Annotated in this window: 28 protein-coding genes; 7 read left to right on the forward strand and 21 right to left on the reverse strand. The window is 39.1% G+C overall.

The window, feature by feature from the left end; translation table 11 throughout:
• Positions 1-5: 5 nt before the first annotated feature.
• The 6 genes from rplI to rpsF all read right to left on the reverse strand — a co-directional run bounded on the left by rplI (position 6) and on the right by rpsF (position 5,017).
• Positions 6-455, reverse strand: a complete 450-nt coding sequence (gene rplI / locus HMPREF1210_RS11780; protein WP_016428918.1) for a 50S ribosomal protein L9 — start codon at positions 453-455, stop codon at positions 6-8.
• On the reverse strand, positions 452-2,428 hold the full coding sequence (locus HMPREF1210_RS11785) for a DHH family phosphoesterase (protein ID WP_016428919.1): 1,977 nt from the start codon (positions 2,426-2,428) through the stop codon (positions 452-454). The genes rplI and HMPREF1210_RS11785 overlap by 4 nt, the downstream gene beginning before the upstream one ends.
• 12 nt (positions 2,429-2,440) lie before the next feature.
• The gene (locus HMPREF1210_RS11790; protein WP_016428920.1) at positions 2,441-3,382 is read right to left on the reverse strand and encodes a YybS family protein; all 942 of its coding nucleotides are present in this window, start codon (positions 3,380-3,382) and stop codon (positions 2,441-2,443) included.
• Between the two features lie 358 nt (positions 3,383-3,740).
• A complete protein-coding gene (rpsR, locus tag HMPREF1210_RS11795) occupies positions 3,741-3,977 on the reverse strand; it encodes a 30S ribosomal protein S18 (protein WP_016428921.1) in 237 nt (78 codons plus the stop codon).
• Positions 3,978-4,163: 186 nt separating this feature from the next.
• Entirely contained in the window at positions 4,164-4,670 is a 507-nt protein-coding gene (ssb, locus tag HMPREF1210_RS11800; protein WP_016428922.1) for a single-stranded DNA-binding protein, read from the reverse strand.
• Between the two features lie 56 nt (positions 4,671-4,726).
• Positions 4,727-5,017, reverse strand: a complete 291-nt coding sequence (gene rpsF / locus HMPREF1210_RS11805) for a 30S ribosomal protein S6 (protein ID WP_016428923.1) — start codon at positions 5,015-5,017, stop codon at positions 4,727-4,729.
• A 172-nt stretch (positions 5,018-5,189) separates the two neighbouring features.
• Between rpsF and HMPREF1210_RS11810 the strand changes: the two genes are divergently transcribed.
• Positions 5,190-5,738, forward strand: a complete 549-nt coding sequence (locus HMPREF1210_RS11810; protein ID WP_016428924.1) for a DUF3267 domain-containing protein — start codon at positions 5,190-5,192, stop codon at positions 5,736-5,738.
• A 28-nt stretch (positions 5,739-5,766) separates the two neighbouring features.
• On the opposite strand, the gene HMPREF1210_RS11815 is transcribed toward HMPREF1210_RS11810, so the two are convergent.
• The 4 genes from HMPREF1210_RS11815 to HMPREF1210_RS11830 all read right to left on the reverse strand — a co-directional run bounded on the left by HMPREF1210_RS11815 (position 5,767) and on the right by HMPREF1210_RS11830 (position 8,616).
• Positions 5,767-6,156, reverse strand: a complete 390-nt coding sequence (locus HMPREF1210_RS11815; protein ID WP_016428925.1) for a gamma-glutamylcyclotransferase — start codon at positions 6,154-6,156, stop codon at positions 5,767-5,769.
• A 70-nt stretch (positions 6,157-6,226) separates the two neighbouring features.
• Positions 6,227-7,327 carry a redox-regulated ATPase YchF gene (gene ychF / locus HMPREF1210_RS11820; RefSeq protein ID WP_016428926.1) on the reverse strand — a complete coding sequence of 367 codons (1,101 nt, stop codon included), beginning with the start codon at positions 7,325-7,327 and terminating at the stop codon, positions 6,227-6,229.
• Between the two features lie 126 nt (positions 7,328-7,453).
• Complete coding sequence (locus HMPREF1210_RS11825; RefSeq protein WP_016428927.1) at positions 7,454-7,663, reverse strand: DUF951 domain-containing protein; 210 nt, start codon at positions 7,661-7,663, stop codon at positions 7,454-7,456.
• Positions 7,663-8,616, reverse strand: a complete 954-nt coding sequence (locus HMPREF1210_RS11830; RefSeq protein WP_051123207.1) for a mechanosensitive ion channel family protein — start codon at positions 8,614-8,616, stop codon at positions 7,663-7,665. The genes HMPREF1210_RS11825 and HMPREF1210_RS11830 overlap by 1 nt, the downstream gene beginning before the upstream one ends.
• 41 nt (positions 8,617-8,657) lie before the next feature.
• Between HMPREF1210_RS11830 and yyaC the strand changes: the two genes are divergently transcribed.
• On the forward strand, positions 8,658-9,266 hold the full coding sequence (gene yyaC / locus HMPREF1210_RS11835; RefSeq protein ID WP_016428929.1) for a spore protease YyaC: 609 nt from the start codon (positions 8,658-8,660) through the stop codon (positions 9,264-9,266).
• On the opposite strand, the gene HMPREF1210_RS11840 is transcribed toward yyaC, so the two are convergent.
• From HMPREF1210_RS11840 to rpmH, 11 genes are all read right to left on the reverse strand, one after another.
• Positions 9,186-9,920, reverse strand: coding sequence for a DUF554 domain-containing protein (locus HMPREF1210_RS11840; protein WP_016428930.1), 735 nt, complete (start codon positions 9,918-9,920; stop codon positions 9,186-9,188). The two genes, yyaC and HMPREF1210_RS11840, sit on opposite strands and share 81 nt — an antisense overlap.
• A gap of 72 nt (positions 9,921-9,992) precedes the next feature.
• On the reverse strand, positions 9,993-10,832 hold the full coding sequence (locus HMPREF1210_RS11845) for a ParB/RepB/Spo0J family partition protein (RefSeq protein ID WP_016428931.1): 840 nt from the start codon (positions 10,830-10,832) through the stop codon (positions 9,993-9,995).
• Complete coding sequence (locus HMPREF1210_RS11850; protein WP_016428932.1) at positions 10,825-11,586, reverse strand: ParA family protein; 762 nt, start codon at positions 11,584-11,586, stop codon at positions 10,825-10,827. Before HMPREF1210_RS11850 ends, HMPREF1210_RS11845 begins: the two co-directional genes overlap by 8 nt.
• A gap of 183 nt (positions 11,587-11,769) precedes the next feature.
• Positions 11,770-12,633 (reverse strand): nucleoid occlusion protein, encoded by an 864-nt coding sequence (gene noc, locus HMPREF1210_RS11855; protein WP_016428933.1) that lies wholly within the window; start codon positions 12,631-12,633, stop codon positions 11,770-11,772.
• A 92-nt stretch (positions 12,634-12,725) separates the two neighbouring features.
• The gene (rsmG, locus tag HMPREF1210_RS11860) at positions 12,726-13,439 is read right to left on the reverse strand and encodes a 16S rRNA (guanine(527)-N(7))-methyltransferase RsmG (RefSeq protein ID WP_016428934.1); all 714 of its coding nucleotides are present in this window, start codon (positions 13,437-13,439) and stop codon (positions 12,726-12,728) included.
• A 65-nt stretch (positions 13,440-13,504) separates the two neighbouring features.
• Entirely contained in the window at positions 13,505-15,394 is a 1,890-nt protein-coding gene (mnmG, locus tag HMPREF1210_RS11865) for a tRNA uridine-5-carboxymethylaminomethyl(34) synthesis enzyme MnmG (RefSeq protein WP_016428935.1), read from the reverse strand.
• A gap of 196 nt (positions 15,395-15,590) precedes the next feature.
• Positions 15,591-16,976 carry a tRNA uridine-5-carboxymethylaminomethyl(34) synthesis GTPase MnmE gene (gene mnmE / locus HMPREF1210_RS11870; RefSeq protein ID WP_016428936.1) on the reverse strand — a complete coding sequence of 462 codons (1,386 nt, stop codon included), beginning with the start codon at positions 16,974-16,976 and terminating at the stop codon, positions 15,591-15,593.
• A 172-nt stretch (positions 16,977-17,148) separates the two neighbouring features.
• Complete coding sequence (gene jag / locus HMPREF1210_RS11875) at positions 17,149-17,892, reverse strand: RNA-binding cell elongation regulator Jag/EloR (RefSeq protein ID WP_016428937.1); 744 nt, start codon at positions 17,890-17,892, stop codon at positions 17,149-17,151.
• A complete protein-coding gene (gene yidC / locus HMPREF1210_RS11880) occupies positions 17,889-18,632 on the reverse strand; it encodes a membrane protein insertase YidC (RefSeq protein WP_369758007.1) in 744 nt (247 codons plus the stop codon). The genes jag and yidC overlap by 4 nt, the downstream gene beginning before the upstream one ends.
• Before the next feature lie 95 nt (positions 18,633-18,727).
• Positions 18,728-19,075 (reverse strand): ribonuclease P protein component, encoded by a 348-nt coding sequence (gene rnpA / locus HMPREF1210_RS11885; protein ID WP_016428939.1) that lies wholly within the window; start codon positions 19,073-19,075, stop codon positions 18,728-18,730.
• A 75-nt stretch (positions 19,076-19,150) separates the two neighbouring features.
• A complete protein-coding gene (gene rpmH / locus HMPREF1210_RS11890; protein WP_016428940.1) occupies positions 19,151-19,285 on the reverse strand; it encodes a 50S ribosomal protein L34 in 135 nt (44 codons plus the stop codon).
• A 529-nt stretch (positions 19,286-19,814) separates the two neighbouring features.
• On the opposite strand from rpmH, the gene dnaA reads away from it, so the two are divergent.
• The 5 genes from dnaA to HMPREF1210_RS11915 all read left to right on the forward strand — a co-directional run bounded on the left by dnaA (position 19,815) and on the right by HMPREF1210_RS11915 (position 24,211).
• On the forward strand, positions 19,815-21,161 hold the full coding sequence (dnaA, locus tag HMPREF1210_RS11895; RefSeq protein WP_016428941.1) for a chromosomal replication initiator protein DnaA: 1,347 nt from the start codon (positions 19,815-19,817) through the stop codon (positions 21,159-21,161).
• Positions 21,162-21,328: 167 nt separating this feature from the next.
• The gene (dnaN, locus tag HMPREF1210_RS11900) at positions 21,329-22,465 is read left to right on the forward strand and encodes a DNA polymerase III subunit beta (RefSeq protein ID WP_016428942.1); all 1,137 of its coding nucleotides are present in this window, start codon (positions 21,329-21,331) and stop codon (positions 22,463-22,465) included.
• 108 nt (positions 22,466-22,573) lie between these two features.
• Complete coding sequence (gene yaaA, locus HMPREF1210_RS11905) at positions 22,574-22,801, forward strand: S4 domain-containing protein YaaA (RefSeq protein ID WP_016428943.1); 228 nt, start codon at positions 22,574-22,576, stop codon at positions 22,799-22,801.
• 1 nt (position 22,802) lies between these two features.
• Complete coding sequence (recF, locus tag HMPREF1210_RS11910; RefSeq protein ID WP_016428944.1) at positions 22,803-23,921, forward strand: DNA replication/repair protein RecF; 1,119 nt, start codon at positions 22,803-22,805, stop codon at positions 23,919-23,921.
• On the forward strand, positions 23,918-24,211 hold the full coding sequence (locus tag HMPREF1210_RS11915; protein WP_196930508.1) for a hypothetical protein: 294 nt from the start codon (positions 23,918-23,920) through the stop codon (positions 24,209-24,211). Before recF ends, HMPREF1210_RS11915 begins: the two co-directional genes overlap by 4 nt.
• Position 24,212: the final 1 nt, after the last annotated feature.

Here is a 24,212-nt window from a genome sequence, read left to right on the forward strand (position 1 = left end):
ACTCCTTACGCTTCTTCTGTTACATGTACTTTCAATGTTGCTGTTACTTCTTGATGTAATTTAACTGGAATGTTTGTATATCCAAGTCCACGAATGGCATCGTCCAATTCCATTTTACGTTTGTCGATTTTAATACCTGTTGTTTTCTGAAGTTGTTCCGCGACTTGTTTCGTTGTTATCGAACCAAACAAACGGCCACCTTCACCTGATTTTGCTTTTAGTTCTACCGTAATTTGCTCTAACTTCTCTTTTAACTTTTTCGCTTCTTCATGCACTTGTTCTGCATGTTTATCTTCTTTACGTTTTTGACCATCTAATGCGCTGATTGTCGCTTGATTAGCTTCAGTCGCCAAATTGTTTTTCAATAAAAAGTTATGCGCATAGCCATCTGCTACATTTTTGATTTCGCCTTTTTTCCCTTTGCCTTTAACATCTTTCAAGAAAATTACTTTCATGTTATTTGGCCTCCTTCGACAATTTCAATGATTGCTAATTTTAGTTGTTCAATGGCACTTTCAATCTCTTTATCATGAATCTGACAAGCAGCATTGGTTAAATGACCACCGCCACCGAGCTTCTCCATAATTAATTGGACATTGATTTCACCCATAGAACGGGCGCTGATGCCAACGTCTCCATTATTTTTTCTTGCGACCACAAATGATGCAGAAACATCCTTCATTGTCAGTAAAATATCTGCGGTTTGTGCTATAAGCACCTGGCTATAGGAATTTGTTTCTTCCCCATGTGCTATCGCAATGCCTTCTCGGAAAAACTCAACTGTCTGGACAATTTTAGAACGTTCAATATATGTTGCAATATCTTCTTTTAGTAAGCGCTGAACTAGCACCGTGTCCGCTCCGTTTGTACGTAAATACGAGGCTGCTTCAAACGTTCGTGCACCCGTTCGAAGGGTAAAGCTCTTCGTATCGACAATTATACCGGCAAGCATTGCAGTTGCTTCTAGCATCGTTATTTTATCATGTTTCGGTTGATATTCGAGCAATTCCGTTACAAGCTCTGCTGTTGATGATGCATATGGCTCCATGTAAACAAGCATTGTATTCGAAATAAATTCTTCTCCACGGCGATGATGATCAATCACTACTACTTTTTCAGCTCGATTCAACAGTTTTTCATCAATGACCATACTTGGTTTATGCGTGTCCACGACCACAAGCAATGTACGATCGGTTAATTTAGATAAAGCTTCTTCAGGTGAAATAAAGCGTTCAAATAATTGTGGCTTGTTTTTCACTTCTTCCATCAACCTGGTCACACTTTGGTCGAGTTCATCAAAATTGATGACGACATAGCCATTGATCTGATTCATCTCTGCCATTTTCCGTACGCCGACAGCTGCACCGATTGCATCCATATCGGGCAATTGATGCCCCATGACAAACACTTGGTCACTATCCTGAATTAAATCACGCAGCGCATGTGAAATGACGCGTGCCCTAACTCTCGTTCTTTTTTCAACCGGGTTGGTTTTTCCGCCGTAAAATTTCACTTTTCCACTTGGTTGTTTAATGGCTACTTGATCTCCGCCACGTCCCAATACCAAATCCAGACCCGACTGCGCAAGTTGGCCAAGTTCTACCAATGAGGATGACCCGGCACCCACACCGATACTCAGTGTTAATGCCAAATTCAATTTGGAGGTTGCTTCTCTAATATCATCCAAAATAGAAAACTTCGTTTTTTCAAGTTCCAGTAATATGGATTCATTCAATACAGCTAGGAATCGGTCAGATGAAATTCTTTTGACATAAATGCCGTGTCCCGCTCCCCAATTATTGACGAGCGACGTTACCAAACTATTTAACTGACCGCGCGTCTGGTCATCCATTCCTTGTGCCAGCTCATCGTAATTATCAATGAACAGCACACCAATTACGCTGCGATCTGAATAGTAAAGCGTCTCAATTTCTGTTTGCTCGGTGATATCAAAGAAATAAAGAAGTTTTTCTTCTTGTTTGTAAAATACTTTAAATTTCTTACCGGACAAGCTGACGGTCTGCTCTTTATTATCTTCTTGCTTTACAAGTGAATGGAATTCATCTGACAACGTAAATAAATCTTCACCAATGAGTGAATCAAATTCAAGCTCTCTCGACATGTACGGGTTCGCCCATTCAATGGTCCAATTTTCATTGACCAATATTATTCCTATGGGCATTTCAAGTAATGCTTCTTCGCCAACCCGTTTCATGCGATATGAAAGTGTTTCAATATGTTTTTCGGTCTCTTCGTATAAACGTTTCTCCATTTGCCAGCCAATAACCAAGACAATGAGGAAAAGAGCAGCAACAATGCTTCCTATCCACATTTGCCAGTATAGGAGCAAAAAAGCGCTTATCAGGCCTAGCACTGATAGAAAAAATAAAGGGACACGAATGGGTCTTTTTCTAAAGAATGCTGACATTTGTTCAGCTCCTTACTTTTTGTTCTTGTCTTTGACAAATGAACGAATGTTGAAACCTAAATCGAATATGCCTAATAACACCGTTAACGATTGTAAAGGGAACGCTAAAAATGTTGCAACAATTGCAACCCATTTCGGCCATCCTTTTTCATGGATGTAAAAATGGATGAAAGATATTCCCTGTAAAGTAAGCAATACACGGAGCATCATAGTTACGTTGGCTAATACCATAAAAGCAAATGTTCCCTGAGTTAATTCAACAAATAAAGTTACGACCATGACAATCATGTAGTACCATAATATGGATTTCGGTAACCGCATGTGTCTAATTGCCGGAAACTTTGGTACGTCCAAGCCTAATTTTCGCAAAACTGGCAACTGGATATTGATGAATACAAATACAAAGCAGAAAACTCCAAGTATCAGGAGAGTTGGCATGACAGTTTCGAACATGAATAAAACATCCGAAATGGTCTGATCGTAATTTTTAGGTAAAGTATTATAACTTTCCAGGAACGTACCCAATTGATCATATTGATCTTTCGTGTATACTAACATTTCTTTCACAGGATTGAATTTGAAGAGCAGTACAAGGATTACATATTCAATGACGATGCTTACTATCAAGACAATCGCCGAAGCCATTAACATGAACAGCTTACTTTTCTTCAAACGAATCGTATCTCCGATAATAAAACCGAGCAAGACATGAATCAGAGCAAACGGTATGGCCATTAACCCTCCAATGAAATAGGAAATACCCATACTTAGTACAACAACATAAATAGAAGCAGCCCGACTAAATTTCGCACTATACCAAGCTATTGGCAGAGCGAGAAAGAGTATTGTAATCAAGTTCAGCACAGGCACATAAAAAGAAACAGCCAACAAAATAGAAAACAGCGCAATTATCATTGCACCTAATGTCAGCTGTTTCGTTTGTTCATTCGGCATTCAAAATCCTTCCTAACTTAAAAAACATGTATTCACTATCAGTTGTCCCAATCACATAGTCATTATCAAAGCTGTTTTACTACTTATCTAATTTTTCAAGAGAATGGACAACTATATCTTCCTATTGTATCATGTCGGACCAGTTGCAACAAAAGTTCCAAATGAATTGATTTAGGCACATAAGAAACGCTCAAAGTACGATGTCGACCCACCTGTGCCCAAGCTTAGATGCGAGCTGGCGACCGGAGCTAGACATAACGTATCTTGAAAGAATAAGAAATATTGTCAAAAATTCATACTTTCTTATAATATAAAAAAAGACCGGTTTCCCGGTCTTTTAAGCGTTCAAAAGCATTTCTTATCTCTCTTCAGTAGAGAATGGAAGTAATGCCATGATACGTGATAATTTGATTGCTGAAGTCAGTTTGCGTTGGTATTTCGCGCTTGTTCCAGTAACTCGACGTGGAAGAATTTTTCCGCGTTCTGATACGAACTTTTTAAGCAAATCAACATCTTTATAGTCGATATGCGTAATATTGTTAGACGTGAAATAGCAAACCTTTTTGCGTCTTTTGCCTCCGCGACGTGGTGCCATATCGTTTCGCCTCCTTAGTGTTTGGTTTTATTTTGGGTGTGCGTTAAAGTCAATTCGCTATCTGGTAATGTCTAGCTCCGAAGGCCAGACCGTACCTCCGTTTCACCACTTCATTCGAAAACGGGTTTTCGATTTGTTGGTTCCAACGTCGGAGTCGGTCTATCATGGCCTTCTACGCTTTTCTAATTAGAATGGTAAATCGTCGTCTGATACTTCGATTGGGCCGCTTCCAGAAGAGAAAGGATCTTCATCTACACGTGTATAGTTTTGCTGATTTGGTGATTGATTCTGTTGATAAGATGGATATTGATTGTTTTGGTTTGAACCGCCACCATAAGGTTGTCCTTGTTGTGGACGATCTCCGCCAGAACTATTACGTGGTTCAAGGAATTGAACACTATCAGCTACAACTTCAGTCGTGTAAACACGCTTTCCATCTTGGCCTTCATAGCTCCCAGTTTGAATACGCCCTTCTACACCTGCCAAACTACCTTTTTTAAGGAAGTTTGCCGTGTTTTCAGCTGGCTTTCTCCAAACAGTACAGTTAATAAAATCCGCTTCCTTTTCACCTGACTGGTTAGAGAATGAACGATTTACAGCTAGTGTAAAACGCGCAACTGCTACACCACTTGGTGTATAACGAAGCTCCGGATCTTTTGTCAGTCTTCCGACTAATACGACTCGGTTAATCATCAGAATACAACCTCCCTCGTCTGCAAGTTGTTTCGAGTATACTCGATGCTAAATTCTTATTTATCTTCTACGTTGACAGCTACAAAACGAATAATATCTTCGTTAATGTTAGCAAGACGGATGTATTCATCGATTGCTCTTGAATCAGCGTTTGCTTTCACGATTTGGTAGAAACCTTCGCGGAAGTCATTGATTTCGTAAGCTAAGCGGCGTTTGCCCCACTCTTTAGACTCGATGATTTCAGCACCATTCGTAGTCAAGATTTCGTCGAAACGAGCTGTAAGAGCTTTTTTCGCGTCATCTTCGATTGTTGGTCGAATGATGTACATTAATTCGTACTTTTTCATCTTTTTGCACCTCCTTATGGACTTAGGCCTGACTGTTGACAGTAGGCAAGGAGCAAGTAACGTTCATTACTCACATCAATTGATTGTAACACACACAATGACCACGTGCAACTACTGATTTGGTAGACAACTTAGGCTTTTCAGCTATACTACCTATTATGAGGTGAGAATAATGAATGATTTCGATACACCCACTAAAATCATTGATTTGGACATTCAAAAAATCGGCAAAACAAGCTTAGTATTAACGGTCGTTTTAAGCGTGGTACTTTTGCTATTAACTAGTATTGTGCATCAAGATTTTACATTTGAACCATCCTGGCTAGGATTGCTCCTATTCATCATTGGCTATATCCTATTAATTATTTTGCATGAAGCAGCACATCTAGTCGGCTTTGTCATATTTGCTAAAGTTCCATGGCGTTCGCTTGACTATGGCTTTAATTTGAAACTGGGTGTTGCCTACGCGACAACTACTGAACCTGTTCAAAACAAAGCGATGAAAAGAGTGTTAATCCTGCCATTTTGGACAACAGGTGTATTACCGGCCGTCATTGCTATTTTCCTTAATAGTCCGCTTCTCGCATTACTAGGAGCCTGGCTGATTGCTGGTGCCGCTGGTGATTTTGCCATGATTAAAGAATTACGGACTGTACGCGATGATGCTTGGATCAAGGATGACCCAGAACGACCAAAATTATATGTGTTTGAACAACAATAAAGCTGCTTCCATTCGAAATGGAGCAGCTTTACTTTATTTCTTGAGTTTTACGATAAGCAATCCAGTCTCCGGATGAAATCACAACTTTCTTCATCGTTTCATCACAAACAGTGTACACAATTGCTTCTAAGATGCTTTCTCTTGTTTTTATATTCACCATTTGTTTCGTATACAGATCCGTTTCAGGGTCCCCTGTATAACCTTCAAGCTCATCTAAATCCCCCCACATATAATCGGGTACTTCGTAAACATCCCCTATTACTATTGATTCCTGGGCCAGCTCGATTGCAGGATAACCATCTCCTGTATCATACATAATCGCCGGAAGCGTAACCTTCTCATATAAAAGTTGTGCACCTTCGAGAACATGATGATTCTTTTCTCCATAAAGCAACGTCCCATATGCAAATAACTTCATACGACATTCCCCTTTTGTCTCTATAATTCAAAAAAGGGTCAGCCGACAAGTCGACTAACCCGAAAATATTTTATACGTTGAAACGGAATAACATAACGTCGCCGTCTTGTACGATGTATTCTTTACCTTCCAAACGCACTTTCCCTGCTTCTTTTGCAGAAGCCATTGAACCGTTTGTAACCAAGTCATCATAAGAAACAGTCTCGGCACGGATGAAACCACGTTCGAAGTCTGTATGGATGACGCCTGCACATTGAGGTGCTTTCATGCCTTTACGGAATGTCCAAGCACGAACTTCCTGCACGCCTGCTGTAAAGTATGTTGCAAGTCCCAATAATTGATATGCGGCTTTTACAAGCTGATCCAGACCTGATTCTTTAATCCCCAACTCGTCAAGGAACATCGCTTTCTCTTCCTCGTCAAGCTCAGCCATTTCTTCTTCAATCTTCGCACACACAACAATAACTTGTGCATTATCTACTTTAGCGAATTCACGAACTATTTGAACATATTCATTTTCATCTGCATTCGCAATTTCGTCTTCTGCCACATTTGCTACATACAGCATAGGTTTGATTGTTAATAAATGAAGACCTTTAACAACGCGTAATTCTTCTTCTGTAAATTCAACAGAACGAGCTGGTTTCTCTTCTTCAAAAGCATCACGAAGTTTGACCAATACTGGCTCTTCAACCATAGCATCTTTGTCTTTTTGTTTCGCCATTTTGCCTACACGTTGCAAACGTTTTTCAACGCTTTCCAAGTCAGCCAAAATTAACTCAAGATTGATTACTTCGATATCTGAAATCGGATCTACTTTCCCTGCTACGTGTGTAACGTTCTCATCAGCAAAACAACGTACCACTTGGCAAATTGCATCTACTTCACGAATGTGAGCCAAGAATTTATTTCCTAGTCCTTCACCTTTACTGGCACCTTTTACAATCCCGGCAATATCAGTGAACTCAAAAGCTGTAGGAACAGTTTTCTTTGGAACAACAAGTTCTGTTAATTTATTTAGACGCTCATCCGGCACTTCTACAATTCCAACGTTTGGATCAATTGTACAGAATGGATAGTTTGCAGCTTCTGCGCCTGCTTTAGTTATTGCATTAAATAGAGTAGATTTACCGACATTCGGCAAGCCCACGATTCCCGCTGTTAACGCCATATTAGTTTCCAACCTTTCATAACTTACGAGTTCTATATTCATGTGTGTATAGTCATTTTCAACGCTTGATTGAAGCTTTTACTTTTCATTTAACTAATCTATTATAAATTTTTGTCAACCAAAAGTCTATTCCTCTGTGGAAGGCTCAGCTGCTTTAATCACTTTTTTCATCTTTTTCTCGAATTCTCTTCTTGGAATCATCACACTATGCTGGCAACCTTCACATTTTATCCGCACATCTGCGCCTGTGCGAATGATTTTCCATTCGTTCGTTCCACAAGGGTGCTGCTTTTTCATTTCAACAATATCACCCAGCTCAAAGGATTTCGTGTTCATCAGACTTTCCCCTTATCTTCAGACTTCACAGGATCTCCAGTACCCGAATCAACCGATCCTGTTTTCTTTTGGTACATCACCATTTTCGGATATGGAATTTCGATTCCATGTTCGTCCATGAATATTTTCAGGTCACGACGGATTATTCGCGCTACTGCGAAATGTTGCATCGGCTTTGTTTCCGCAGTAATACGCATGACCACTTCAGAAGCAGCTAGATTTTGAACACCCAGTAACTCAGGTTCTTTAACCAATTGCTCGTATTTTTCAGGAAGACTCGATAAAAACTCTCCAATAAGCTCTTCCGCTTTTGGAATATCCGTTTCAAGTGCAACACTCACGTCGACAATCGCAATTGAATTGTTTAATGAGTAATTGATAACTTCCACAATCGTTCCGTTAGGGAAAATGTGAATCTCCCCGTTTAATCCTTTTAATTTAGTTGTTCGCAAACCAATCTCTTGTACAGACCCTTCTGATGCACCGATTCGCACATAGTCTCCGACAGAAAATTGATCCTCAAAAATAATAAAGAATCCCGTGATGACATCACGAACTAAGTTTTGTGCGCCAAAACCAACCGCCAAACCGAGTACCCCTGCCCCAGCCAGCAAGCCTCTCACATCAATCTTCAATGCAGAAAGGACTGCCAGAAGCGCAGCAAAGTATACAACATACGCAACTACATTTTCGAGTAATTTGAGTAATGTATTCTGTCTGCGTTCCGAGTAGCGCAAGGGTGATTTCATACGGACTTCAAATACTTTACGAATGACCACTTTAAATATTTTCACAAAAATTCCTGCTAAGAACATAATGAATATTACTTTTAGCGTAATAACGCCAGCAGCAATCCATATTTTCTCATCTAATAGAAAATCTTTGACACTTTCAAACGTCTTGTTAATGTGAATGTCCACTTGATAACTACCACCTTTTTGAATAAAGCCCATTTCTAATACGTATACTACGAAAAAAGAGAGTGAGCTAACCTATGTTTGCATTTTCGTCTCAATTACATTCGGAAGATTTTTCCTATCAAGATTCAGGTGTTGCCTGGCGCTTAAGCTCGCTTTTTCTTCAACTTATACCATTTGATAAACCGAATCTCACTTTTTGTTGCATAGGCACCGACCGGTCTACTGGAGACTCTCTAGGACCATTAATCGGAACTTGGCTTCGCGACCATCCTACATTTCCATATGAAGTAATTGGTACTTTGCAGCAACCTTTGCACGCTTTGAATTTACAACAAACAGTCGAGTCACTTCAAGCGAGAACATTAACTCCTTATGTAGTTGCCATAGATGCTTGCTTAGGGAAAGTTGAAAAAATTGGACATATTGTTATCGAAAAAGGTCCTCTTTTCCCCGGCAAAGCAGTAAAAAAGGAATTGCCGCCTATTGGAGACCTTTCCATTAAAGGCATTGTAAATGTTGGTGGTTATCAGGAATATACCGTCTTGCAAAACACTAGACTTCAATTACCTTATGATATGGGCAAAGTTTTGTCCCGTGCTCTTCTACTCGCTTGGCAAAGGCACCAAATGAAAATAGTACGCAATAGCCACGACGATAGCTACCACGAGAATGCCTGGCAGTAAATTGGCTACTCTTATCTTGGTCAAACCAATCATATTTAAACCAATTGCCACGATCATGATTCCGCCGGTTGCAGTCATTTCCTGAATATATAAAGCGAGTGCTTCTTGTGGAATAACACGGCTGATTTGAGTGGCAAAAAGTGCGATCGTGCCTTGATATAAAATAACCGGAACGGCTGACAAAAGAACACCAATTCCCAGAGTGGTAGCCAATATGATCGAAGTAAACCCATCTATCAACCCTTTTACAATTAATAAATCATGATCATTTCGCAGTCCACTATCTAAGGATCCAATGACTGCCATCGATCCAATAACGAAAATCAATGTAGCTGATACAAAACCCTGTGCAATACTTATATTTTCGCCTTTTTTGTTTTTGCCAACTTTCGATTCCAACCAATGGCCAAATCGATTGAGTTGATGATCTAAATCAATCCACTCTCCAATGACTGCACCAACAACCAAACTAATAATAACGATTAAGAACTGACCGCTTTCAAAACCCATTTGAAGTCCTATAACAGTAACAGCAAGCCCAATGGCATACATCACTGTTTGCTTCATATTTTCCGGGATGTTTTTCAACAATCTTCCAATGATTGTTCCCACAATGATGAGAAGCGCGTTAATCAATGTCCCTAATAACACCATACGGAACTCCTCATTTCAGCTAAAAATAGAACCTATCCCCTCAAAGTTAAATCCTTTAAGGGAATAGGCAGTTTAGTCTTCTAATAATTCTAAAATACGTTCAAGATCATCTTCAGAGAAAAACTCAATTTCGATTTTCCCTTTGTTTTTCGATTTCTTGATTGAAACGGTTGTGCCGAAATATTCACGCAGTTGTGATTCTTTTTCTTTAATAAAGATATCTTTGTTTGGAACTTTTGATGTTTCACGTGAAACATCTTCATTCATTCTTTGAACGAGTGATTCAAGTTGACGAACATTCAAGTTTTCTTTCATCACTTTTTCAGCAATTGAAGGTATCAGCTTTTTACGCTTTAATCCAAGCAATGCTCGCCCATGTCCCATTGATAGTTTATTAGATGAAATTAGCTCTCGCACAACATCAGGTAATGAAAGCAGACGGATATGATTGGCAATATGAGGACGACTTTTCCCTAAACGAAAAGCTAATTGCTCTTGTGTGAGGCTCAGGTTTTCCATAAGGTTTTGGTATGCATCTGCTTCTTCAATCGGTGTTAAATCTTCACGTTGTAAATTTTCAAGAATCGCAATTTCCATCATTTGTTGATCTGTGAATTCACGAATTACAGCAGGAATCTCTTTCAAACCGGCAGCTTTTGATGCTCGGAAACGACGTTCCCCTACAACAATTTCAAATGACTTACCTCTTCTTCTTAAAATAATCGGTTGTAAAACACCGTGTTCTTTAATGGATTCAGTTAACTCAGCTAATGCTGTTTCATCAAAAATTTTGCGTGGTTGATATGGGTTTACTTTAATATCTCTTACAGATACTTTTTCAACACTTTCCATTTGATTGATTGATTCTCCTGGAAATAGTGCATTAATTCCTTTACCTAAGCCTTTAGACATTACGAATCACTTCCTTCGCCAAATCTAGATATACTTCTGCACCACGAGATTTTGGATCGTAAATAATAATAGGTTCTCCATGACTTGGCGCCTCGCTTAAACGAATATTACGAGGAATAATCGTTTTATACACTTTATCTTGGAAGTATTTTTTTACTTCTTCAATTACTTGGATTCCGAGGTTCGTACGCGCATCAAACATTGTCAATAAAACTCCGTCAATAACAAGTTGATTATTTAAGTGTTTTTGTACTAATCGAATGGTACTCAATAACTGGCTGAGACCTTCCAATGCGTAATACTCACACTGCACTGGAATTAAAATAGCATCTGAAGCCGTCAATGCATTGATCGTCAGCAAACCTAGTGATGGCGGACAATCTATGATGATATAATCATATTCTTCTTTCACTTCTTGAAGGGCCCTTTTTAAACGCACCTCACGAGAAATGGTAGAAACTAGTTCAATTTCAGCACCCGCCAATGAAATTGTTGCAGGAACTACATGTAAATTTTCAACTTTAGTTTCCAAAATCACTTTCTTTACGTCTATATCATCTATTAGAACATCATAAATACATTGTTGTACGTCACCTTTATTAACGCCAACTCCACTTGTAGCATTTCCTTGGGGATCCGTATCCATTAATAATACTTTTTTCCCTAAGTACGCAAGGCATGCGCTCAAACTTACAGATGTTGTCGTTTTACCCACGCCGCCTTTTTGATTGGCGATCGCAATGATTCTTCCCACGCTTGCACCTGCTTTCCTCTAGTTGTCGCTTCTCAGCATTTCTTCCCAGATAGTTCTACCTTATCAGAACTTTCCGCTTTTCCTTTCATTCTAACAAAAATTTGATTAAAAAAGGATTATATTCTGATTACAAACAAAAAAACTCTTGCCATTTTCAGAGCAAGAGTTCACGATTTCGTAATATCAAGATTTCTTTTTCGGGATTTTCACAGTAATTTGGTAGAAATCCTCAAGTTCTTCTTCTTCCGTTTCCATCTTAATTCCCGTTTTTGCAACCATCGCAAATGACTGTCTGAGTGTATTCAGTGCAATCCTTACATCACGACTAACCGTCTTTCTTTTCGGCTTTTCTTTTTTACCTTCAACGACTGGTGGGTTTAACAGGTCCTCCACTTTCTTTTCCAGCTGCTTCACATTATATTGTTGCTCCACTACTTCCTGGAAAAGTGCGATTTGCTGTTCTTCTTCTTTAATGGGCATGAGTGCTCGTGCATGACGCTCTGAGATTTCACGCTTCAAAATTCCATCCTGAATCACTTGTGGTAGTTTCAGCAGTCTTAATTTGTTGGCAACAGTTGATTGACCTTTGCCTAAACGTTGAGCCAAAGCTTCTTGCGTAAGTTCATGAAGTTCCAACAACTTTTGATAAGCCAATGCTTCTTCAATAGCTGTTAATTCTTCGCGTTGTAAATTTTCAATCAAAGCAATTGATGCTGTTTCTTTATCACTTAAATTACGCACGATAGCAGGAACTTCTTCCCACTCAAGCTTCGTCATCGCACGGAAACGACGTTCCCCCGCAATAATCTCATATCGCCCATCTTCCATTTGACGAACTACGATTGGTTGAATAACCCCGTGTGTATGAATGGTACGAGCCAATTCTTCAATTTTGGACTCATCAAAAACAGTCCGCGGTTGAAAACGATTCGGTACAATCGATTGCAAAGGGATTTTCATTACTTCTTCATATTGTTCAACTGTTTGCTTTGTAGCCGCTATCTCTTTTTCGCCACTCCCAAAAAAACGTGAAAAAGGACTTTTCATCCCCTGGCACCACCTTTAAGAAACTACCTACTTGTATTAATTCGAGACAAATCTCTTCAATCCTTTATTAATGTTTCACGTGAAACACAATATTACAATGGAGTTTTATTTGGAACTCCAGGTTTTCTTGGATATTTTTTAGGAGTGCTCTTTACTTTATTAAAAACAAACAATGATCTTTCACTATTTTCTACAGGCAGTGTGAAAGAATATTCTTGAATTTTTTCAGCACCCAAAATTGTTAAAGCTTTTTTTGCATCATTTAGTTCGTCTTGAGCCGCTGCAGCTTTCATCGCCACAAACTGACCTCCGACTTTAACTAATGGTATGCAAAGTTCCGACAATACAGATAATCTCGCTACCGCTCTCGCTGTGACAATATCATACTGTTCCCTGTAAGTTGGATTTTGTCCAAATTCTTCTGCTCGGGCATGTACAAATTGAACATTGGAAAGTCCCAATTGCTCACTTAAATGTGTGAGAAATTGAATCCGCTTGTTCAATGAATCAACAATAGTTACATGCAATTGAGGGAAGCAAATTTTCAAAGGTATACTTGGGAATCCCGCTCCTGCACCTACATCACAAATTGATTGGCCTTTGGAAAAATCCACATAAAAAGCCATGCTGATTGAATCATAAAAATGCTTTAAGTAAACGGATGGTTGATCAGTGATTGCAGTTAAGTTCATTTTTTCGTTCCACTCAACAAGCAGTTCGAAATATTTATGAAATTGTTGAAGTTGTTCAGGGGTTAAAATAATCCCTTTTTCTCTTAGTGCTTCAACAAATTGTTGTTGGTTCATATTGGACCCCTTCCGTATATGAAGAGTGGCTAAATGCTGAATTTAGCGAATAGCCACTTTTATACTTATCCGGATATTTTCGCTATTCTACCTTGTTCAATATACACCAGAAGGATAGAAATGTCAGCAGGATTTACACCTGATATTCTAGATGCTTGTGCAATTGATAAAGGTCTAACTTCTTTCATCTTCTGCTTCGCTTCAGTAGCGATACCAGAAATGGCATCGTAGTCAATTAAATCCGGAATTTTTTTATCTTCCATTTTCTTTAATTTCTCTACTTGTTGAAGTGCTTTTTCGATATAACCTTCGTACTTAATTTGAATTTCGATTTGATCCTTCATTTCATCTGTTAAGTCTATTGGTGAAGGAGAAAGCTGTGAAATATCATCATACGTCATTTCAGGGCGTTTTAGTAAGTCCTGACCTTTTATTCCGTCTTTAAGTTCAGTGCCGCCTTTAGAACGGATAATTTCTTGCGTTACTTCATTCGGCTTAATAATCGTTTTTCTTAATCGGAAGATTTCTTCCTCGATCAATTTCTTCTTCGCTTCAAAACGCTCGTAACGTTCCTCCGAAATCAATCCTGCTTCGAATCCGATTTTGGTTAATCTCAAGTCTGCATTGTCATGACGTAACAATAATCGATATTCTGCTCTCGACGTAAGCAAACGGTAAGGTTCATTCGTGCCTTTTGTCACTAAATCATCAATTAACACACCGATATACGCATCTGAACGGCTTAAAATGATTTCTTCTTTATTTAAAGAACGAGCCGCAGCATTCATACCAGCCATCAACCCTTGACCAGCTGCTTCTTCATAACCAGATGTTCCGTTAATTTGACCAGCAGTATATAAATTACGGATTTTTTTCGTTTCCAACGTTGGCCATAATTGGGTAGGTACCATTGCATCGTACTCAATCGCATATCCTGCTCGCATCATTTCAGCTTTTTCCAACCCTGGAATGCTTTCTAGCAACTTACGTTGTACATGTTCAGGTAAGCTTGTAGAAAGCCCTTGTACATATACTTCACGCGTATTGCGCCCTTCAGGCTCCAAGAAGATTTGGTGACGTGGTTTGTCATTGAAACGTACCACTTTGTCTTCAATGGAAGGACAATAACGTGGACCTGTACCTTTAATCATGCCTGAATACATTGGTGATAAATGCAAGTTTTCATCAATTATCTGGTGAGTGCGTTCATTCGTATACGTCAACCAACAAGGCATTTGATCCATGATATATTCAGTCGTTTCATAACTGAATGCTCGTGGTAAGTCATCGCCTGGCTGAATCTCTGTTTTGCTGTAATCAATCGTTTTACTGTTTACGCGTGGCGGTGTTCCTGTTTTAAAACGTACCAAATCAAAACCTAAATCTCGAAGATTATCTGCCAATTTCAATGAAGGTTGTTGATTATTTGGTCCACTTGAATATTTCAAATCACCAATGATAATTTCACCACGTAAAAATGTTCCAGTTGTTACAATCACCGTTTTTGCACGGTAGATTGCCCCGACTTGTGTAATAACACCTTTTATTTCGTCGTCTTCAATAATTAATTCCTCAACCATTGCCTGATGGATGGACAAGTTCTCTTGTTCTTCCATTAAGCGTTTCATCTCAGCTTGATACAACACTTTATCGGCTTGTGCACGTAAAGCACGTACAGCTGGGCCTTTACCTGTATTCAACATTCTCATTTGAATATGCGTTTTGTCGATGACTTTCCCCATTGCGCCTCCAAGGGCGTCAATTTCCCGGACAACTATTCCTTTAGCCGGGCCTCCGATAGATGGATTACATGGCATAAATGCAATCATATCTAAATTAATTGTTAAAACGAGTGTTTTTGCACCCATTCCCGCTGCCGCTAATGCTGCTTCAGAACCGGCATGGCCAGCTCCAATAACAATTACATCGAACGAGCCCGCTTCAAATTTCTGCATGTTCGTTCATTCCTTTCGTTTATCCTATTTTTTATATTCAAGCTTTCCGCTCTTTTATGTCTAGCCTCATGCGCCAGCTCGCACCTAAGCTTCAGAACCGGTGTCGAGCTAAAGTGGCGCATTCAACTTGGGCCCACAGGATGTGGGTCATGAAGGCGTTGCCGCAAGGACGCGGCGAACTTAGCCTTCGTTCCACTTATTTCCCTAAACAGAATTGGGAGAACAGTTGGTCAATCAAACTTTCTTCTACTGTATCTCCAGTAATTTCACCTAAAATTTCCCACGTTCTGGTGACATCGATTTGGATCATGTCAATTGGCACGGCAGCATGGGCTGCGTCTATTGCATCTTCAATCGTTTGTTTTGCCTGGTGCAATAAAGCAATGTGACGAGCATTTGAGACATACGTCAAATCGCCACTTTCCAGAGATCCTTCAAAGAATAATGAAGCAATTGCTTCCTCTAGCTGATCCACTCCTTCTTCTTGTAATAAAGAAGTGGTCACGATTTTTCGGTTCCCTGCAAGTTCTTCTACACGTTGACTATCGATTTTCTTCTCTAAATCGGTTTTATTGATTACCACAATAAAGTCCATGCCTTCGATTGCTTCAAATAAACGCTCATCCTCAGGTGTTAGCTCGTCCGAATGGTTCAGTACCAAAAGAATCAAATCGGCTTGTTTAAGAACTTGTCTGGAGCGTTCTACACCGATTCGTTCAACAATGTCTTCTGTTTCCCGAATCCCGGCAGTATCAATGAGCTTTAACGGTACGCCACGGACATTTACATACTCTTCAATAATGTCACGTGTTGTCCCCGCTACATCGGTAACAATCGCTTTATTTTCTTGCACTAAACTATTTAATAAAGAGGACTTCCCTACATTCGGTCGACCGATAATGACAGTAGATAAGCCTTCTCTTAATATTTTCCCTTGAGATGAAGTACGCAATAACCCTTCAATTTCTTGTTTCACCCAAGATGACTTTTCAATAATCATGGGCAATGTCATTTCTTCCACATCATCATACTCTGGATAGTCGATGTTCACTTCTACCTGTGCCAACGTTTCTAACAATGCTTGTCGCAAACTGGCAATGAGTCGTGATAATTTTCCATCCATTTGACCTAGTGCAACATTCATTGCACGATCGGTCTTGGCACGAATTAAATCCATAACAGCTTCTGCTTGAGATAAGTCGATACGTCCATTTAAAAATGCACGTTTCGTGAATTCTCCCGGCTCCGCTAATCGAGCACCATGTCTCAGTACTAACTGCAACACTCGATTTACGGTAACGATACCTCCGTGACAATTTATTTCAACTACGTCTTCTCGTGTAAAGGTTTTTGGACCTTTCATTAAAGACAACATGACTTCTTCTACTACGTCGCCTGATTCAGGCTCTATTAAATGTCCATAATGGATCGTGTGTGATGCTTGACTACTTAATTTTTTTTCTCCAGGCGAACGAAAAATTTGATCAGCTATGGAAACTGCTTCTGATCCACTTAATCGCACAATAGCAATTGCTCCTTCACCCATTGGTGTGGATATCGCAGTAATCGTATCGAATTCCATGATCGCCCACCTCCTGTCTACTAGTTATCCACATGTGGATAACTGAAAAAATGGTCATGATTCTCTAACATACAACAATAGCATAAAATCACTAAAATCGAAAGTCGCAAACGTCATTTCGACAACAAGAAAACGGACCTTTTCGTCAAGTGACGTCAAGGTCCGCTGTCCATTACTTTAATGGTTCAATTACGAGATAACGATTAGGATCTGTTCCTACTGATACGGTCTCAATATCCAACCGTCTGGATAAAGCGTTGTGTATCACTTTTCTTTCATAAGAAGGCATTGGTTCAAACTCTACTTTTTTTCCAGTTCGGATTGCTTTATCCGCCATACGTTCGGCTAATTGTTCCAAAGATTCTTGACGGCGCTCGCGGTAATTTTCTACATCAAGTTGAATCATCAAAAAATGGTTAGCATACTTGTTTGCAACTAATTGTGATAATTGTTGCAAGGCGTTTAACGTTTGCCCTCGTTTTCCAATAAGTACAGCTGCTTTTTTACTTTCCAGTCGAAGCGTAACATATTTACCGTTCTGCTCCGTATGAATCGTTAAATCGTCAATTTTCATTTCTTTTGCAATAAGGTTTATATATGCTTTCGTTTCTTCAACTGCCTCGCCTTGAGTGGACTCGACATTCTTAGAAACTCCTTTTTCTTGCAATGGCGCTACTGTTTTTTCTGTCGCATCTTCTAACGACTCAACAGTGACAATTTCAGTCTCTTGCACAACGGGTGGTGCTTCCTTTACTGTAACTTGCACTTCTGCAAGTTTGGAGCCAAAACCTAAAAATCCTTTTTTACCTTCAGTTAAAACGTTAATGGTGACTTGATCTCTCGTTGTCTCAAGTTTAGCTAATGCAGCAGATATCGCTTCTTCAGTTGTTGAACCCGTTTGCGTAATCTGATTCACTTTTTAGCCCCTCCAGTTTTAGCAGGTTGAAGTGTACGTTTTTCCCATGGTTTGTAAATGACCATGTTTTGGCTCAATGAAATGATATTTCCGATTACCCAGTACAATGTTAAGGCTGAAGGTAAGAAAATACCGAACCCGATAATCATAATAGGCATGAAATACATCATGATTTTCATTTGAGGGTTGTTCATTGCTTGACCAGTACGTAATACCAGGAACTGCATGATTCCTGCAAGAACCGCAAGAATAATACTTGGTTCAGCAAGCTCAAACCATAAGAAGCTGCCTAAGTTAATTTCTGGCGTATTATTCATGCGACTGATTGCATGATAGAAACCGATTAGGATAGGCATTTGAATGACTACCGGCAAACAGCCCGCAGCTGGATTCACACCTTTTTCTTTAAATAACGCCATCATTTCTTGTTGATACTTCTGTTGCGTAGCCGCATCTTTTGAGCTGTATTTTTGCTTGAGTTTAGCAAGTTCAGGTTGAACATCTTGCATATTCTTTGCACTCTTTGTTTGTTTGATCATTAAAGGAAGAATCGCCAAACGAATTATTATTGTCACCATGACAATACCTAATCCGTAAGATCCTAGTAATTCCTTGAACAATGTAATGAAAGAAACAAGAGGCCAAACAATAAATTCGTTCCAAAATCCTTTACTGTCCTCATAAATCGGTTGATCATACTCTGTACATCCACTAAGTAATAGCGTGACAGAAACAAGCATGAGGATAATAAGTAAGCGTTTGTTCACCCTTCTTCCCCCTAAAACGACATTCCATTTCTTCTATATATATATACATGAAAAACTTCTTGTCTTTATTACTTGATCTTTTGAATCATTTTAGCGATTTTCAAAACGTGCTGCAAACTTTTCTTTGTTTCATGAAAATCTAAACTGGCCGCCTGATTTCTGGCGATAATGACATAATCCATGTTCGGGTTGATTTCATCTTTCAGTTCCAAGAAAGATTGTCTGATATAGCGTTTGATTTGGTTGCGGACGACTGCATTTCCGACTTTTTTACTCACGGATAGGCCGATGCGAAACTCCTCTTGTCCTTCTTTCGGTAAGAAATATAAGACAAACTGGCGATTCGCAAAGGATTTACCGCGTTTAAAAATCTTTTGAAACTCTGCATTCTTCTTTACTCGTTGACGTTTATTCATGCTTCACCTTCTCCACCTGATCATTCGCTTCTAATAGGTAAAGAAAAAAAAGACCACTGATGCGGATCAGTGGGCTTAAGCTGATAATACTTTTCTTCCTTTACGACGACGTGCTGCTAATACGCGACGGCCGTTTTTAGAACTCATACGAGAACGGAATCCGTGAACTTTACTATGTTTGCGTTTATTTGGTTGGTATGTGCGTTTCATCTATGTGACACCTCCTGAAAAATTGAAAGTCGATTTATCTCTTATAGACAGTCTTGGATATTATATATAGTTTGACCCCTAAATGTCAATAGCATTTCGAAATATCGTTCTCTTATCGTTCTCTTTCAGTGTAAATTCATCTGGTTATAAGTTGTCCACATATATGAAGTTTTCTACACACAGTGCTGTGGATAACGAATTTGGGGCATTTTTTCTATCCACACCACTTATCTACAACTTTTTAACAAACTCACGGCCTGTGGACAACAGCGGTGTGCATGAATATGCATTTTGTGGATAACCATCGAGAACGCTTGTAATTTCTAGTTATTTTTGATACGATGTTTGTGTTTTACTCTTCAAAACCGAAAATCAGTATTCGTTGTTATCCACAACTGTTGATAATCTGTGGATAGCTTATCCCAAGGCTCTGATTAACCTTTATCCACAACTTGTGGTTTTGTGCATGACTATACATATTATGTGTAAGATTGTCGATAAAAAATATTTTAAAGAAGGAGGTACGTTGTTGGAACATTTAGAAGAACTATGGTCGAGCGTTCTTGCTCAAGTGGAGCAAAAAATCTCGAAACCAAGCTTTGAAACGTGGCTCAAATCTACAAAAATGTTGACCTATCAAGGAGATACAGTGACAATTGCGGCTCCAAACTCATTTGCACGTGATTGGCTTGATACGCATTATGTACATTTGATAGCCGGTATATTGACCGAATTGACGGGGGAAGGCCTGTCCATCAAATTTGTTGTACCTAAAGATCAAAGCATGGAAGATTTCTCACTTCCTAAACCGATCGTTTCAATGAAAGATGATGAGCAACCAGAGTATTCACCTGGCATGCTTAATTCAAAATATACATTTGATACCTTTGTTATCGGTTCAGGTAACCGATTTGCGCATGCAGCATCACTTGCAGTGGCGGAAGCGCCAGCAAAAGCCTATAATCCACTGTTTATCTACGGGGGAGTAGGACTTGGAAAAACCCACTTAATGCATGCAATTGGTCACTATGTACAGGAACATAACCCAAATGCAAAAGTTGTTTATTTATCTTCCGAAAAATTCACGAATGAATTCATTAATTCTATTCGTGATAATAAAACGGTAGATTTCCGTAACAAGTACCGCAGCGTGGATGTACTATTAATAGACGATATTCAATTTTTGGCCGGGAAAGAACAAACTCAGGAAGAATTTTTCCACACATTCAATACTTTGCATGAAGAATCAAAGCAAATTGTCATTTCAAGTGACAGACCACCAAAAGAAATTCCAACATTGGAAGATCGTCTGCGTTCCCGCTTTGAATGGGGCTTAATTACGGACATCACGCCTCCAGACTTAGAGACGCGTATTGCGATTTTGCGTAAAAAAGCGAAAGCAGATGGCTTGGACATCCCAAATGAAGTCATGATGTACATCGCCAATCAAATCGATTCAAATATTCGTGAGCTTGAGGGTGCTTTGATTCGTGTGGTTGCATATTCTTCTTTAGTTAATAAGGATATGAATTCGGATTTAGCAGCTGAAGCATTGAAGGATATTATGCCGAATGCAAAGCCGCGTAAAATTACGATTTTGGATATTCAAAAAACGGTGGGTGAGCACTTCCACATACGTTTAGAGGATTTTACAGCGAAGAAACGAACGAAATCTATTGCTTTTCCAAGACAAATTGCCATGTATCTATCTCGAGAGTTGACAAGTTTCTCTTTACCTAAGATTGGTGAGGAATTTGGAGGCAGGGATCATACAACGGTTATCCATGCACATGAAAAGATTTCAACTCTATTAAAAGAGGATCAGGCCCTTCAACAAGACCTGAAACAAATTAAGAGTCTATTAGGTAAGTCTTAACGTTGTGGATAACCCCACATTGGACAGCCTAGTTTATACACAGTCTATCTACATGTGGATAGGCTGATTTTATTCGGTAAAATGGACTTATTAACAAATCCACAGGCCCTATTACTATATCTATTATTCTTTTAAAACATTAATAAATATATAAGCGAGGTATAATCATGAAATTTGAAATCATGCGTGAACGGTTATTAGATGGGTTAAACGATGTAATGAAAGCAGTAAGTTCTAAAACAACGATTCCGATTTTGACGGGAATTAAATTAGAAGTTACTGAAGAAGGTTTGCACTTAACAGGTAGTGATTCTGATATTACGATTCAAACTTTTATAAAAGCTGAAGAAAATGGCGAACAAGTAATTCGTGTAATTGAAGAAGGGACAATTGTTGTTCAAGCTCGTATGTTCAACGAAATCGTTCGTAAGTTACCAACAAGTGATGTTGAAATTGAAGTAAATGAACAATATCAAACGCATATTCGTTCAGGTAAATCAGAATTCCATTTAATTGGACTGGATGCTTCTGAATATCCATTACTTCCAGAAATTCAAGATGATCGCCAGTTTGTCATTCCAGCAGATTTATTGAAATCAATTGTTCGTGAAACAGTATTCGCAGTATCAACTTCTGAAAGTCGTCCTGTATTAACAGGCGTTCATTGGGAAGTGAAAAATGGAGAGCTTGTTTGTGTAGCAACAGACAGTCACCGTCTAGCTCGACGTAAAACGACTTTGGAACAGCTGCCTGAGGGAGAATATAGCGTAGTAATTCCAGGAAAGAGCTTAAATGAATTAAGTAAAATCATTGGAGACTCATCAGAACCAGTTCATATCGTCATGACACAACAACAAGTGTTATTTAAAACTTCTGATGTATTATTCTATTCACGTTTACTTGAAGGAAATTATCCTGATACATCTCGTTTAATTCCGAGTGAATACAAAACAACGGTAACCGTAAACGGGAAAGCATTACTACAAGCGATCGATCGAGCTTCTTTATTGGCACGAGAAGAACGCAATAATATTGTTCGATTTAGCTCTTTGGAAGGCAATGTTGTTGAAATTTCATCCAGTTCACCAGAAGTAGGGAAAGTGGAAGAAGAAATTCAAGCAACATCTATCGAAGGAGAAGAACTAAAAATCTCGTTTAGTGCGAAATATATGATGGATGCATTAAAAGCTGTGGATGGCCAAGATGTAATGGTTCAATTCACCGGTGCAATGCGCCCATTCATCTTAAAATCAGTTCATGATGATGCAATTTTGCAACTCATTTTACCTGTTCGCACATATTAAAAATAAATTATTCAAAGGGTAGTCCTCTATTGGGCTATCCTTTTTTACTTCTTGGTGAAAATGAAGTAAAATGAAGGGATAGACTAAAAAGCGAAGGATGTAATTAACTTGAAAGAACTTGAAATTGGAACGGAATATGTAACACTCGGGCAAGTACTGAAAATGACTGACGTAATAAGCTCAGGTGGGATGGCAAAATGGTTTTTATCGGAAAATGAAGTATTGATAAACGGGGAAGTAGATCAAAGACGTGGACGTAAACTTCGTCATGGAGATTTAGTAAACATCCCTGGAGTAGGCGAACTTCGCATTGTGGATCCATTGAGCGGGCAATAATATGCACATAGAAAGTCTGGAATTAACGAACTACCGAAACTATGAATCGTTAGCGTTAAATTTTTCAAAAACAATCAATGTCTTGATTGGCGAAAATGCACAGGGAAAAACCAACATCATGGAATCGATTTATGTGTTATCCATGGCAAAATCTCACCGAACGTCCAATGATAAAGAATTGATACGTTGGGCTGAAGAATATGGTAAAATAAAAGGTGATGTTCAGAAAAAATATGGTCGCTTACCGCTTGAATTGACTTTATCCAAAAAAGGCAAAAAAGCAAAAGTGAATCATTTAGAACAAAACCGTTTAAGTGATTATATCGGTCAACTAAATGTGGTGATGTTTGCACCAGAAGATTTGCATCTTGTAAAAGGCAGTCCTCAAGTAAGAAGACGTTTTTTGGATATGGAAATTGGGCAAATATCGCCTGTTTATTTACACGATTTATTAACGTTTCAAAAGTTATTAAAACAGCGTAACCATTTACTGAAAATGCATCAAGGAAAATCATCTGTAAATGATGTGATGTTTGATGTTTATACTGATCAATATATTCAAGCAGCTGTCAGTGTTATACGTAAAAGATTTCAATTTATGGAGCTTCTTCAAAAATGGGCAGAACCGATTCATTTCGGGATTTCCCGTGGACTTGAAAAATTAGAAGTTCGTTATAACCCTGTCAGTGGCCTTGACCAAAATGCGACATTTGAACAAATGGCTGATTTTTTGCAGCAAAAATTGCAAGCAGGCAAAGCGCAAGAATTAGCGAGAGGTGTAACATTAACCGGTCCTCACCGGGATGATTTGCAGTTTTTCGTTAATGGCTATGACGTGCAAACTTATGGTTCTCAAGGACAACAACGTACAACTGCATTGTCGCTTAAACTTGCAGAGATCGAATTAATCAAACAAGAAGTCGGGGAATCACCGGTATTGTTGCTGGATGATGTGTTATCCGAACTTGATGACTACAGACAATCTCATTTATTAAATACCATCCAGGGAGAAGTTCAAACCTTCGTTACCACAACAAGTGTGGATGGCATCGATCATGAAACGATTACGCAAGCCGCAATATTTAATGTGAAGCAAGGACATGTTGAAGGAGGAGCGTGAGTGTTTTGTATGTGGTTATCGGCAAGACCATTGTCGTCAAGTACAGCGAAATCCTCACGATATTAGATTTTCGCGAGATAAAGGATGAGACGGAGCGGGACTCGTGGCTGCAAAATCCACGTACACGATGCTTGGTAGAAATACCACGTGTAAAGTCTTTAATCGTCACTCCTTTTTTAACGTATGCATCACCTCTTAGTCCGCAGAACATCGTAAAGAAATTTATTCAATTCCCAGGGGCAAGTCCCCTTCAGAACAATAGCGATAAGACAGTAGGAAAGAGCAGGTGAG

Origin of the sequence: Paenisporosarcina sp. HGH0030 (genome assembly GCF_000411295.1) — a bacterium.
Taxonomy (GTDB): domain Bacteria; phylum Bacillota; class Bacilli; order Bacillales_A; family Planococcaceae; genus Paenisporosarcina.

Excerpts from the sequence above, each read along its gene's own strand:
- rplI (WP_016428918.1), bottom strand. The coding sequence starts at position 455 with ATGAAAGTAATTTTCTTGAAAGATGTTAAAGGCAAAGGGAAAAAAGGC.
- HMPREF1210_RS11785 (WP_016428919.1), bottom strand. The coding sequence starts at position 2,428 with ATGTCAGCATTCTTTAGAAAAAGACCCATTCGTGTCCCTTTATTTTTT.
- HMPREF1210_RS11790 (WP_016428920.1), bottom strand. The coding sequence starts at position 3,382 with ATGCCGAATGAACAAACGAAACAGCTGACATTAGGTGCAATGATAATT.
- rpsR (WP_016428921.1), bottom strand. The coding sequence starts at position 3,977 with ATGGCACCACGTCGCGGAGGCAAAAGACGCAAAAAGGTTTGCTATTTC.
- ssb (WP_016428922.1), bottom strand. The coding sequence starts at position 4,670 with ATGATTAACCGAGTCGTATTAGTCGGAAGACTGACAAAAGATCCGGAG.
- rpsF (WP_016428923.1), bottom strand. The coding sequence starts at position 5,017 with ATGAAAAAGTACGAATTAATGTACATCATTCGACCAACAATCGAAGAT.
- HMPREF1210_RS11810 (WP_016428924.1), top strand. The coding sequence starts at position 5,190 with ATGAATGATTTCGATACACCCACTAAAATCATTGATTTGGACATTCAA.
- HMPREF1210_RS11815 (WP_016428925.1), bottom strand. The coding sequence starts at position 6,156 with ATGAAGTTATTTGCATATGGGACGTTGCTTTATGGAGAAAAGAATCAT.
- ychF (WP_016428926.1), bottom strand. The coding sequence starts at position 7,327 with ATGGCGTTAACAGCGGGAATCGTGGGCTTGCCGAATGTCGGTAAATCT.
- HMPREF1210_RS11825 (WP_016428927.1), bottom strand. The coding sequence starts at position 7,663 with ATGAACACGAAATCCTTTGAGCTGGGTGATATTGTTGAAATGAAAAAG.
- HMPREF1210_RS11830 (WP_051123207.1), bottom strand. The coding sequence starts at position 8,616 with ATGGGCTTTATTCAAAAAGGTGGTAGTTATCAAGTGGACATTCACATT.
- yyaC (WP_016428929.1), top strand. The coding sequence starts at position 8,658 with ATGTTTGCATTTTCGTCTCAATTACATTCGGAAGATTTTTCCTATCAA.
- HMPREF1210_RS11840 (WP_016428930.1), bottom strand. The coding sequence starts at position 9,920 with ATGGTGTTATTAGGGACATTGATTAACGCGCTTCTCATCATTGTGGGA.
- HMPREF1210_RS11845 (WP_016428931.1), bottom strand. The coding sequence starts at position 10,832 with ATGTCTAAAGGCTTAGGTAAAGGAATTAATGCACTATTTCCAGGAGAA.
- noc (WP_016428933.1), bottom strand. The coding sequence starts at position 12,633 with ATGAAAAGTCCTTTTTCACGTTTTTTTGGGAGTGGCGAAAAAGAGATA.
- rsmG (WP_016428934.1), bottom strand. The coding sequence starts at position 13,439 with ATGAACCAACAACAATTTGTTGAAGCACTAAGAGAAAAAGGGATTATT.
- mnmG (WP_016428935.1), bottom strand. The coding sequence starts at position 15,394 with ATGCAGAAATTTGAAGCGGGCTCGTTCGATGTAATTGTTATTGGAGCT.
- mnmE (WP_016428936.1), bottom strand. The coding sequence starts at position 16,976 with ATGGAATTCGATACGATTACTGCGATATCCACACCAATGGGTGAAGGA.
- yidC (WP_369758007.1), bottom strand. The coding sequence starts at position 18,632 with ATGCTTGTTTCTGTCACGCTATTACTTAGTGGATGTACAGAGTATGAT.
- rnpA (WP_016428939.1), bottom strand. The coding sequence starts at position 19,075 with ATGAATAAACGTCAACGAGTAAAGAAGAATGCAGAGTTTCAAAAGATT.
- rpmH (WP_016428940.1), bottom strand. The coding sequence starts at position 19,285 with ATGAAACGCACATACCAACCAAATAAACGCAAACATAGTAAAGTTCAC.
- dnaN (WP_016428942.1), top strand. The coding sequence starts at position 21,329 with ATGAAATTTGAAATCATGCGTGAACGGTTATTAGATGGGTTAAACGAT.
- recF (WP_016428944.1), top strand. The coding sequence starts at position 22,803 with ATGCACATAGAAAGTCTGGAATTAACGAACTACCGAAACTATGAATCG.